Consider the following 11,792-nt stretch of genomic DNA (forward strand, 5'->3'; position numbering starts at 1 on the left):
ACTGACAATAGTTCACTGCGTTACAACGTGGGTCAAATGGAAGGGTTCTTAACGGATTCCGATCCCAAAGAAGGAAGCGGCAATTATAGCAAAGACGAGACCCAGTACGAGGGCGTCTATAAATTTGAATCGGTTAGTCCATTCTCTAGAACATTAACCGTTACATTTAGTGAGTGGCTAGAAAATGGGGAACGGGCATCTTACCCAATCTCCTTCAAGTTTGAAGCGAATAAAGCGATGAAAAGCATGCTTAAAGAGGATATCTCAAAATCTGTTTCGGTCGATGAGGGATCGGTCCACTATGACGCCATCACAGCTTCACCTACTTCTACCATCGTAAAGGGACATTATGAAATGAATGATGGGGGATACCCGAGGTTCTCAGGCAAAACAAAGCTTTATGTGAATGGAACAGAAGTGAAATCATGGGGAATGCAGTCGGATCATTCCGGTGAAAAGGGCAAGGCAGCATTTGAACTTGAATTTGATGTGCTGCCGACAGACAAGCTGGAAAACATTGAGCTCGTACTCGAAAATTTTGCTGGCTATCAGAAAATAGAAGAACCGATCTCCCTAGCCTCGCCATCAGATCTGTCCATAAAGATTGGGAATGAAAAGTTATGGATTCGCAGCGTTACAAAAACCGATACAGGTTATGATATCGTTATCGCCAGAAAACAATTTACAATCTTGGAAACAGAAAACTTATCTGTTCAATCGGGTGATAGTGTAGTTCCCGTCTCATCCATTTCCTCATCACGCCCGTGGGATTTGAAAAATGGCAATATCTTGTGGGAGCAGACGTTTTCTTTTAACACGGAAGAGGAACCGGAACAGCTGCTGCTTAACGGATTTTCCTATATTAAAACCTACGATAAGACCATCTCTATTCCTATGGAAATCAAAAAGTAATTTGTATCAAACAATAAATGAAAAAGGGCTTCCCAAAAGCAGAAATGTTGCTCTCTGGGAAGCCCTTTCTTTTTAGGCTGGAAAGACTAAAGTTCCTTGCTATGGTGAAGCGGATTATAGCTGTAAGTTGCGATCAATTAAAGAGATGCGCTGCTCTACACATGCGTAGGAGCGAAGCGGATCTTCCGGTGTGTTTAAGCAATAGTCGAGCAGTTGATCAACGGTAGTTGCAGCAACGTGACAGCGTGTGTCGGAGGAAGCGTAGTAAATATAGACGTTGCCGTTATCTTGTGCGATAACACCGTTGCAGAAAGCTACGTTCGATACGTCGCCGACACGTTCAATGCCTTCTGGCGCAAGCAAGTGGCCGCCTGGACGATGCGTTACTTTGTTAGGCTCCTGCAAGTCGGATAGGAATGCATATAGTACATAACGCAAGCCTGCCGCGGTGTTGCGAACGCCGTGAGCAATATGAATCCAGCCTTTGTCCGTCTTAATTGGTGCAGGGCCTTGACCGTTTTTCACTTCTTTAATTGTATGATAATGGCGTTCATCAATAATGATCTCACGCTCTACAACAGCGTTCTCGATCGTATCGGATAGTCCCCAGCCAATACCGCCGCCTGAACCCGTATCGATAAAGCCGTCCTGTGGACGAGTATAGAAGGCGTATTTTCCGTCTACAAATTCAGGGTGAAGCACGACGTTGCGCTGTTGGTTGGACGCTGTTTTTAGATCAGTAAGGCGCTCCCATTGCTTCAAATCCTTTGTTCTTACGATACCGCATTGTGCAATCGCGCTCGACAGATCTCCTTTTGGAGCGGAAGGATCTTTTCTCTCTGTGCAGAACAGACCATAAATCCAGCCGTCCTCATGTTGAACGAGGCGCATATCATAGACGTTAATATCGGGATCGCTTGTTTCTGGAAGCAAAATAGGGTGGTTCCAGAAGCGGAAACCATCAACGGGGCTGTCGCTCTCTGCAATGGCAAAAAATGATTTGCGATCATTGCCTTCAACGCGCGCTACGAGATGGAATTTGCCATTTAAGAAGATTGCGCCTGGATTGAATACGCAATGAACACCGAGGCGCTCCATGAAATAAGGGTTCGTCTCAGGATTAAAATCATATTTCCAAATCAGCGGAGCATGTTCTGCTGTTAGAACGGGGTGTACGTAACGATCAAAAACGCCGTTGCTAACTTCTGCAGGCTCGTTTTTACGCTGTACGAGCGCCTCATAACGGTCCGTTAGCATTTGCTTGCGTTCATTAAATTTACTCATTGAATAAACCTCCATTAGTGTGAAGTTGCTGTACCAGACAAGCGTTCGATCATTTCAAAGCATGCGCGTCCATTATGATAAGGGCATTTCCAAGGGCTGACCTTTTGTATATTGTCGCTTGGAGCTCCATCGCGAGTTACGCTCCAGTGCCATTCGCCAAACTGTTTGTCGACGATAAAATTTTCAATGAACTGCCAAGATTTCAAGGCAGCCTCAAGGTATCTCTCATCGCCCGTCATTTGATAAGCATTATAGAAACCAACAACAGCTTCTGCTTGCGGCCACCAATCCTTGTGCGAATCGATGATCCCATCAGGACCTGCCTCATTAAGAAGACCGCCATCCTCGTCAACGCCTTCATTCAGCGTCGCTTCTGCCATTCGAATGGCGATCGCTTTGGCTTCAGCCAGCAATGCTGCATCTCCAAGCACTTCAGCCGCCTCGACTAGCAGCCAGCTGCCCTCGATATCGTGACCGTAAGAAATGTGCTCAGATCTGCCGTTCCATTTTTCATCGAAGAAAAGGATAAAGTGCGCGTTATCTGGGTTAATAATATGTTTTATTGTGATTTCGATTAGTTCTTTCAGCTTGGCTTGCAGCACATCCGACTTCCATACCCTGTAAAGGTTCGTATAACCCTCCATGATGTGGAGATGAGTATTCATGGATTTCTTCTCATTCAAATCCTTTTCACTCAAGCTATTATCGTCGGTTTCCAGCCACTCGCGTGTAAGAGCTTCAAAATAACCTTTATATTGCTCATCGTAGCTATATTTCTCAAGCGTATGAAATAATGAGATCGCTTTCTGAAGCGCAGCTTCATTCCCGGTAGCGCGGTAATACTCGGAGTAAGCATAAATAGCAAAGGCTTGACCGTATACCTGCTTTTTCGTTTCGGCTGGGCTGCCAGCTGCATCAACCATCCAGTATAATCCGCCGTATTCTTGATCTACAAAGTATTTATTTACATATTGATAGGCACGGTCAGCCATTTCGAGATAAGCTTCATTGCCAGTCATGCGATAAGCGGAGGCAAAGGTCCACAAGATCCGTGTGTTAAGCACCAGGCTTTTGCCAGCTTCATCGTTAACGGTTAAATCTCTGCTGATATTGCCGTAGAAACCGCCTTTTTGCTCATCGATCGTATGCTTCATCCAAAAGCCGAGAATGTTAGATTCCAGCTCTTGCTTGATGCTTGCCAGCCACTGCTCGTTAGTTACGTTCATTCGCCCAAACCTCCGTCACTCGATTCAGCTATTTTGGCTGCATAATATTGACGAACCGTTTGTTCTGCTTGCTTGCCATACATACAATAATCGTCGTTAGCACTCGCATCGGCCTCTTCATATAGTCTCGCCGGCCAATCCCAAAGCATAAAGCCGCCAACCCAATCACGCTTGTCCGTATGGGAGAACATCGTCTCGTAGAACTGACGCTGAACCTCTTCGCTGGGCGCGCCTGCAAGTCCCCAATCGTTCGGAATATACTGCGAGCCTTCGCGGCTAGGGCAGCCTGCTTCCATGAAGAAAAAAGGCTTGTCGTATTCGGATACGACCTTTTCAATTCGGTTCAGCTGCTCTTCCCAAGCATCGATAGGGTAGTAGCCGCTGGAAGAAATGACATCAACAGCATCCCACCATTTAATTTGGCCTTCTTGATATTTGTCACAGTTGTACGTAACGATGCCGGAATAAACTTTGCGAACCTCTGCGATGAGCTCACGCCATTCCGTTTCTCTGCGATCGGTTTGAACCATTTCGCATCCAACACAAAACATTTCGCAACCTGTATCTTCAGCCATTTTGGCATAGTGCAAAATGAATGTGGTATACGAAGCGAACCAGTCAGACCATTTTGGCTCGCAAGGCACATCGAGATCAAAAAAATTAATATGAGCACGCCATGTGCCATCCGCACAATTGACGACCGGCTTCAAACAAACGTTAAGGCCTAGTTCTTTCGCTTTGTGAATGGCACTAAGAACTTCCTCATCGGTAACCGTAGGCGCCTCGCGAAACTTAATTTCGGTAGAGTGGGCATGATCTTGAAGTGCGCCAAGTGCAATAGCTGTCCAGTTCACGCTTAACCGCTCGGCCATTAATTCCATCGAACGATCCGCTTTTTCGCCAGTCCATGTGCCTCGAATGCCTGTCCAGCCCCATGTCATTCCGCCTATATAGGCTGCTTTAGTTGTCATTGGAGTCGCCTCACTTTATATTTGGTATTTTTGTTATTGCTAATAATATTTTTGTTATATAACAAGTAAACATGATTCTAGTCTTGTTTGCAATACCTTTCTTGAACAGCAAGCAACCTTATAAAATTGCTTCATTTAATAACGCAGAAAGCGGCATGTGTATGCACAATAATGAGTGAATATACGTAAAAAAGCGTTTTCAAAAAATGACAGTTGAAGACTATAAATCATATTTTAAACCATTTTAGAACCACATTTTATGAGGTATTATCGAAATGTAAGCGGAATCAAAACGAGCTGAGGGGGATTTAGAAAATGAAAAAAGTCATTTCGTTAGCACTTGTTTCTGTAGTTATGCTAACATCGTTAGCTGCTTGTGGTGGGAATAACACAAACACGAATTCACCTACGAACAAGCCGAGCACGGATAACACCGCAACGAACAAACCGGAGAACGGTGGATCAGAGGAAGCGTCAAACATTAAAGGTGAGGTTGTATTCTTAACAAACCGTACCGACATGATTGACAAACAGTACGTCGATTACGAAAAACGTTTTGAAGACAAATACCCTGGTGTCGATCTTAAATTTGAAGCCATTACGGATTATGATAAAACGTTGAAAATCCGCATCGCTTCCGGAGACTTCCCTGATGTCGTATTTGTACCAACCATTCCAAACGCAGAGCTGCCTAATTATTTCGCTCCGCTTGACGACATTGCATTCTCAGGTGAAATTCACTTCAAAGATTTGAAAGCGCAAGAAGGCAAAATGTATGGCGTATCCTCCGGCGGATCGACAGTCGGTATCGTTTACAACAAGAAAGCATTCGAGAAAGCGGGCATTACAGCTCTTCCAAAAACATACGACGAATTTCTAGCTGCATCGCAAAAGCTTAAAGACGCAGGCATCGTGCCGCTTGCATCAAACTTCAAAGATAAATGGCCGCTTGATACTTGGGTATACGATGTTCCAACACTAATTGGCGGAGCTTCTGACCACCAAAACAAACGTGCTGAATCGGAAACACCGTACACGCTTGATAATGCATACGGCAAATCATGGGGAATTCTTCGTGAGATGTACACAAAAGGTTTCCTAGAAACAGATGTGAACTCGACGAACTGGGAGCAATCGAAAAAAGACGTAGCAACTGGAAAATTCGGTATGTATCTGCTTGGCAACTGGGTAATTAACCAAGTAATCGAGAATGGCGCTCCTGCTGAAGACATTGGCTTCTTCCCATTCCCGGTCGACAACACTGGCGAAGCGAAAGCACCGCTTAACCCGGATTTCTTCTATGCAGTTAACAAAAACGGCAATGTTGAAGCAGGTAAAGCATTCGTACAATGGATGATCGAAGAATCCGGTTATGATGATTTCGCAGGTTTCATTCCTACTTTGAAAGCCAAAGAATCGAAGCTTCCACAGCTTGCGGAATTCAACAGCTTTACCCCTAAATTTTTCGAGCCAGCTGCACCAGTAGATGCAGCGACAGAAATTCAAAACAAAGCGCAGCTTGATCAAGCTGCAGTTGTACAAGAATTCGTATTAGCTAAAGACCCGCAAAAGGTATTGGATAAAGTGAACACAGCGTGGGCGAAAGCGAAAAAAGATTTAGGATTGTAAGGGCTGCGTGCAGGATGGATAACCTTTAACGGTTGTCTATCCTGCACCTTCCGATTAGAAAGACGCAGGGAGGATGGGGTTGTCTCATGTTTAGCAGATTGCCTTTTAAAACACAGAAGAACTATGTCATTATTGGCTTCGTCGCATTGCCGCTGCTGCTGCTGCTGACATTCGCCTATTATCCGGCAATGGAACTCATTCGATTAAGCTTTACGAGCTGGGACGGCTTAAGTCAAAACAAACCATGGATTGGTTGGTCGAACTACAAAGAAGTATTTTCAAATCCAGCTATATTTGGTGTCTTCAAACATAACTTTGCCTATTTCGCTGTTGGAATTGTACAAAATATCGCCGCGATTTATTTCGCAGTGGTGCTGAACAGCAAGCTGAAGGGGAAAAACTTTTTCAGGCTGCTGCTTTTTTTACCGTACATCCTAAATGGCGTTGCTGTAGCATACTTATTCGGTTACGTATTCGATACGACAAACGGATCATTAAACTATTTGCTAGGACAGCTCGGCTTTGATGCACTCTCCAAAACAAGCTGGCTCGGCAGTGGTTCTTTTGTAAACTATACGCTTGCTTCTATTGGCTTCTGGCGCTTTATGGGCTTCAATATGGTCATTTATTTGGCGGCGCTTCAATCGATTCCAAGTGATATTTACGAAGCGGCATCGATTGACGGGGCAAACGGCTGGCAAAAATTTATTAGCATCACGCTGCCGAACATTTACAAAATTATCGAGCTCAATTTGTTCCTAACGGTAACCGGGGCTTTAGAGGTGTTTGATCTGCCTTATATTTTAACTAAGGGCGGGCCGGCAGGATCGAGTGAAACCTTCGTTATGAAAATTGTTGAGACCGCCTTTCAGTTCAACAACTATGGCTTGGCATCCGCAATGAGCGTCGTCTTGTTACTCTTTGTTGTCATTGTATTATCGATTCAGCGGTTTTTGTTRAAAGGAAAGGGGGAATAATCGATGAATAAATCCAATAAGCTTTGGGACACAATCAAGTATTTAAGCCTTCTATTGGCTGCGTTTGCGATTTTGTTCCCGCCTTATATCATCGTCGTCAATGCTTTTAAGACGAAGGATGAATTTCACACGAAATCGACGATCGCTATGCCGGATAGCTTTCTCTATTTTAAAAACTTTGCGCAAGCCTTCAAGCAGGCGGATATGCTCCATGCGTTCGGGAATACGCTGTTCATTATCGCGATCACGCTAATTTTGAACATATTGATCGGATCGGCGTTCTGTTATGCCGTTGGGCGCTTCAATTTCAAATTTAAAGGCCCGTTAGTCGGCTTGTTCCTATTCGCCACGATTATTCCAGCGATTACAACGCAAGTCGTCAACTACAAAACGATTCAGGCGCTTGGCTTAACGAATAATTTGATGGGACCTGTACTAATCTATGTAGGCGCAGATATTTTGCAAATCTACATTTATCTGCAATTCATTAGAAATATTCCTTATGAACTAGATGAAAGCGCGATGATCGAAGGTGCTTCATTGATTCGTATTTTCCGCTCCATCATCTTCCCGCTGCTTGCGCCAGCGACAGCGACAATCATTATTTTGAAAACAATCAGCATCTATAATGACATGTTTATTCCGCTCCTGTATCTGCCTAGGGCCGAACATGTTGTCGTATCAACGTCACTCATGCGCTTCTTCGGAGTCAACAGCGGGGACTGGCAAATGATATCCTCAGCCATTCTTATCATTATGATTCCTACCGCAATTCTTTATGTGTTCTTGCAAAAATATATTTTCGCGGGTGTGACAAGCGGTGCGGTTAAATAAACCGTCCGCTTTCTTTTCATTGCAGATGTACCGATTTTAGCACAAACTAGATGAGGAACACGCGGGGAGGAGCGAGCAGGATTGTTGAACATTATGATCGCGGATGATGAAGAATTCATAAGGCTGGGTCTAGAAAAAATATTAACGAAAATGGATTTGGACATCAAAGTTATCGGCTCCTACAGCAACGGAATGGACGCTTGGGCGCAAATTTCGAAGCTTAGTGAAGGCGAGCTGGATGTGCTGATTACCGATATAAAGATGCCGATGATGGACGGTTTGCGTCTTATTGAGCACTTGCGCGATAAGTCGATTGATACGATTGTGCTCAGTGGATTTAGTGAATTTGAATATGCGCGCAAGGCTCTTCGCTCGGGTGTGCGGGATTATTTGCTCAAGCCGGTGGACAAGGCGAACTTGTACGACATACTGGTTAAGATTGAGCAGGAGCGCAGTGAAAACGGGCAAACATCGGAATCAGCGGTATCTGCTCCAGCTCAAGAGACGATCTCGAAGGAAAAAGAGCATCATGTTATTGAGCAAATGAAAACGATTTTGGAGCAAGAATACGGCAAAAACTTCGAAATGGAGCGTATCGCTGACACCGTCGGCATGAGCGCCAATTATTTGAGCCGTTTATTTAAGCAGGAGACGGGCATGACGCTGACAGACTATTTGATCGATATTCGGATAGAGAAGGCAAAGCAATTTTTGAGCGATCATCCAAATCTGAAAAATTACGAAATATCACAGCTGGTCGGCTATAGTGATCCTGTTTACTTTAACAAGCTTTTTAAGAAAATGGTCGGTGAAACGCCTAAGGATTATAAAGCCAAGCACCACTAGTGTCGATGAACAAAATTGAATATAAGAAGTGCAATATCGCACATTTACAGGAAGGTGGAATGAGCGTAAGATGATGCGGTAGCTTGCCGAATAAGAATGGTTGGACAGCATGCAGAGCTGCAGAAGGATGGAGAGAGAAATGTCAGAGAGGGTTGTAAAAACTCAGCTTGGTGCTGCAAAAGGACTAGCGAGCACATTTGAAAACGCGGCACTAGAGGAAAATGCCAGCCCGTTGAAGTTTTTATTGTCATTATACAAAGGCAACTTTGCCAATCTATTGATTTCATTATTATTTTTGTTCATCAAAAGCGCGCCCATTTATGTGCTGCCAATTGTAACAGCTAATATTATCAACATTGCGACGAATCCAGCAAAATATCCGCTAAGCGGCATTTGGATTAACTTTGTTATTATTTTGATCGTCATCCTGCAGAACATACCAACCCACGCCGCTTACATTTCTTTTTTGAGCCGTGCGGTAAGATATGTAGAAGCGGGACTTCGCAGCGCGCTTGTGCGCAAGCTGCAGCAGTTGTCCATTAATCAACATAGGGAGTTGCCTGCCGGCAAGCTGCAATCAAAGGTGCTGCGCGATGTCGAAGCGGTTGAGATGATGTCAAAGCAGTTCATGATTGCTTTGGCGCCGGCTGTCGTTAACATTATCGTATCGTTTATTATAACGCTGAACAGCAGCTGGATTGTGTCGTTGTTTTTTATACTGACCATTCCAATGTCCATAACGATTGTAACGATTTTCAGGCGTAAAATCCGTAAGTCGAACAAGGAATTCCGCAAAGAAATAGAACAAATGTCCTCTCGCGTGTCAGAGATGGTCGAGATGATTCCGATTACGCGCGCACACGGCTTGGAGAAGGTAGAGATCGCACGTATTGACCAGACGCTGAACAACATTCAAGGCAAAGGGTATCGGCTGGATTTGGTGGAGGCGTATTTTGGCTCAACAAACTGGGTGACGTTTCAAATTTTTCAGGTGCTTTGTTTAATTTTCACGGCATACTTAGCTTACAATGGGCAAATTCAGGTTGGCGACGTCGTTATGTACCAAGGTTTTTTTGCGATGATTTTGGCTTCCGTTACTGGTCTCATTAACATTTATCCGCAAATTGCAAAAGGTCTTGAATCAATTCATTCCATTAAAGAGATTTTGGTATCGACCGATATTGAAAATAATAGCGGCAAAAGAAAAGTTGCCGATGTACGAGGTGAATTTTCTTTCGAGGGTGTAGAGCTTTCATATCCGGGCAGTGAACATCATGTGCTTGAGGATGTTACCCTCGAAGTTGAAGCAGGCGAATGTATTGCATTTGTTGGCACATCCGGCGCAGGCAAATCAACAGTGCTCAATCTAGTTATCGGCTTCCTGCAGCCAACGGGCGGGAAAGTGCTGATGGACGGCATTGATTTGGCAGATATTGATCTGCGCAGTTATCGCAAGCATTTGGCGGTCGTGCCGCAAACGAATATTTTGTTCTCAGGTACGATTCGAGACAATATTACGTATGGCCTTCGTGATATTACCGATGAACAAGTGAATCGTGTTGTTGAGATGGCTAATCTATCCGAATTTATCGGGCAGCTGCCGGACGGCCTCGATACCATGGTTGGCGAACATGGCGGCAAGTTGTCTGGCGGCCAGCGTCAGCGGATTGCGATTGCACGTGCGCTTGTACGCGAGCCGAAAATTATTATTTTGGATGAGGCAACCTCCGCACTGGATAATGAGTCAGAATTTCATGTTCAGAAGGCGATGCAGGAGCTAATTAAAGGCCGCACGACATTTATTGTCGCTCACCGTCTGTCGACGATTCGTGATGCGGATCGTATTGTCGTCATGAAGCATGGACGTATTGTTGAGGTCGGCACTTTCGATGAGCTGATGGCAAGCAAAGGCGAGTTTTATAATTTGAAGCAGCTGCAGCTCTAGAAGAGGCAGGTCTGCTTCTGATATGGCAGTTAAGGCTGATCGGGTGTATTTACCTCGGTCAGCTTTTTTTTTTTGGCTTTACGCTTCCAATCACGAGCGCCGTTTGTATCGTAATGTTCATATTTTTATAGAAGATATGAAAATTGTTTTATGATATGAGAAATAGCAATGCCTTATAATGTGAATATCATATCCATTAAAAGTGATGAGGTGCTTGATTTTATGCGAAAAAAGCTAGTATATACGCCGCCGGCCAACGGTTACCCGGAGTGGAACAATAACCCTGAAATTTATCGGTTGAACCGAATGGATGCGCATGCTTCGTTAATGCCCTTCGATACGATAGAGGAGGCATGGGATGGCGATCATAACAAGTCTTCGAATTATTTGTCGCTGAACGGCCAGTGGAAATTTGCGTTTGCAGCGAATGCCGAATCACGAATCGCCAACTTTTATGAAGCCGATTATGATCATAGCCAGTGGGACAGCATTACGGTTCCCGCGCATTGGCAGCTGCAGGGCTATGATTATCCGCAATATACGAATGTTAGATATCCTTGGGATGGCAACGAGGACATAAAGCCGCCGTTTGCCCCTACTGCATATAATCCAGTTGGTTCATATGCTCGTACTTTTACAGTACCTTCCGAGTGGGATGGTAAGCCTGTATTTATCAGCTTCCAAGGTGTGGAGTCGGCTTTCTACGTATGGCTTAACGGTGAGCTTGTTGGTTTTAGCCAAGATACGTTTACACCCTCTGAGTTCGATCTAACCCCATACCTTGCAATTGGTGAGAATAAGCTGGCCGTAGAGGTTTATCGTTGGAGCGACGCAAGCTGGCTGGAGGATCAGGATTTTTGGCGAATGAGCGGTATTTTCCGAGATGTCTATTTGTACTCCACTCCTGAGGCGCATATCTATGACTATTTTGTACATACAGAGCTTGATGAGCAGTGCCTTGACGCAGAGCTGATTGTTGATGCGAAGCTGCTTAACTATTTTGTAAGGCCAATTGGCAAAATAACGTTGGAGGCAGCGCTATATGATGTGAATCGAGCTGCCGTATTTCCAAGCCCGCTGACGATCCAGACGCAGGTGGAAGGCGAGGATCTTACTTCTGTTCAACTGCGCGCCGCTGTTTCAAATCCGCTCAAATGGAGTGCTGAGC

10 protein-coding genes are annotated in these 11,792 nt (G+C 44.6%); 7 read left to right on the forward strand and 3 right to left on the reverse strand.

Annotated features, from left to right (window positions below):
• The coding region (locus tag AC1DSE_RS20170; RefSeq protein WP_477528089.1) for a DUF4179 domain-containing protein at positions 1-912 on the forward strand (912 nt) is incomplete at its 5' end.
• Between the two features lie 114 nt (positions 913-1,026).
• Here the strand turns inward: AC1DSE_RS20170 and AC1DSE_RS20175 are convergent.
• Genes AC1DSE_RS20175 through AC1DSE_RS20185 form a run of 3 tightly spaced genes read right to left on the reverse strand, consistent with a single transcriptional unit; the run spans position 1,027 to position 4,393 of the window.
• Positions 1,027-2,196 carry a glycoside hydrolase family 130 protein gene (locus AC1DSE_RS20175; protein WP_477512640.1) on the reverse strand — a complete coding sequence of 390 codons (1,170 nt, stop codon included), beginning with the start codon at positions 2,194-2,196 and terminating at the stop codon, positions 1,027-1,029.
• 14 nt (positions 2,197-2,210) lie between these two features.
• A complete protein-coding gene (locus AC1DSE_RS20180) occupies positions 2,211-3,422 on the reverse strand; it encodes an AGE family epimerase/isomerase (protein ID WP_477512641.1) in 1,212 nt (403 codons plus the stop codon).
• A complete protein-coding gene (locus AC1DSE_RS20185; RefSeq protein WP_477512642.1) occupies positions 3,419-4,393 on the reverse strand; it encodes a glycoside hydrolase family 113 in 975 nt (324 codons plus the stop codon). The genes AC1DSE_RS20180 and AC1DSE_RS20185 overlap by 4 nt, the downstream gene beginning before the upstream one ends.
• Positions 4,394-4,708: 315 nt before the next feature.
• Between AC1DSE_RS20185 and AC1DSE_RS20190 the strand changes: the two genes are divergently transcribed.
• The 6 genes from AC1DSE_RS20190 to AC1DSE_RS20215 all read left to right on the forward strand — a co-directional run.
• A complete protein-coding gene (locus tag AC1DSE_RS20190; RefSeq protein WP_477512643.1) occupies positions 4,709-6,022 on the forward strand; it encodes an ABC transporter substrate-binding protein in 1,314 nt (437 codons plus the stop codon).
• 86 nt (positions 6,023-6,108) lie between these two features.
• The gene (locus AC1DSE_RS20195; protein ID WP_076268981.1) at positions 6,109-6,999 is read left to right on the forward strand and encodes a carbohydrate ABC transporter permease; all 891 of its coding nucleotides are present in this window, start codon (positions 6,109-6,111) and stop codon (positions 6,997-6,999) included.
• Positions 7,000-7,002: 3 nt separating this feature from the next.
• Positions 7,003-7,833, forward strand: a complete 831-nt coding sequence (locus AC1DSE_RS20200; protein WP_076268980.1) for a carbohydrate ABC transporter permease — start codon at positions 7,003-7,005, stop codon at positions 7,831-7,833.
• Between the two features lie 81 nt (positions 7,834-7,914).
• Positions 7,915-8,679, forward strand: a complete 765-nt coding sequence (locus tag AC1DSE_RS20205) for a response regulator transcription factor (protein ID WP_076268979.1) — start codon at positions 7,915-7,917, stop codon at positions 8,677-8,679.
• Positions 8,680-8,818: 139 nt separating this feature from the next.
• Positions 8,819-10,624, forward strand: coding sequence for an ABC transporter ATP-binding protein (locus AC1DSE_RS20210; RefSeq protein ID WP_477512644.1), 1,806 nt, complete (start codon positions 8,819-8,821; stop codon positions 10,622-10,624).
• Positions 10,625-10,846: 222 nt separating this feature from the next.
• Positions 10,847-11,792: sugar-binding domain-containing protein (locus tag AC1DSE_RS20215; protein ID WP_477528090.1), on the forward strand; the 946-nt coding region annotated here is incomplete at its 3' end.

The organism is Paenibacillus sp. 01L418 (assembly GCF_056400045.1).

Bases quoted from the DNA above. Each gene is read 5' to 3' on its own strand.
- AC1DSE_RS20175 (WP_477512640.1), bottom strand. From the start codon at position 2,196: ATGAGTAAATTTAATGAACGCAAGCAAATGCTAACGGACCGTTATGAG.
- AC1DSE_RS20200 (WP_076268980.1), top strand. From the start codon at position 7,003: ATGAATAAATCCAATAAGCTTTGGGACACAATCAAGTATTTAAGCCTT.
- AC1DSE_RS20180 (WP_477512641.1), bottom strand. From the start codon at position 3,422: ATGAACGTAACTAACGAGCAGTGGCTGGCAAGCATCAAGCAAGAGCTG.
- AC1DSE_RS20210 (WP_477512644.1), top strand. From the start codon at position 8,819: ATGTCAGAGAGGGTTGTAAAAACTCAGCTTGGTGCTGCAAAAGGACTA.
- AC1DSE_RS20190 (WP_477512643.1), top strand. From the start codon at position 4,709: ATGAAAAAAGTCATTTCGTTAGCACTTGTTTCTGTAGTTATGCTAACA.
- AC1DSE_RS20185 (WP_477512642.1), bottom strand. From the start codon at position 4,393: ATGACAACTAAAGCAGCCTATATAGGCGGAATGACATGGGGCTGGACA.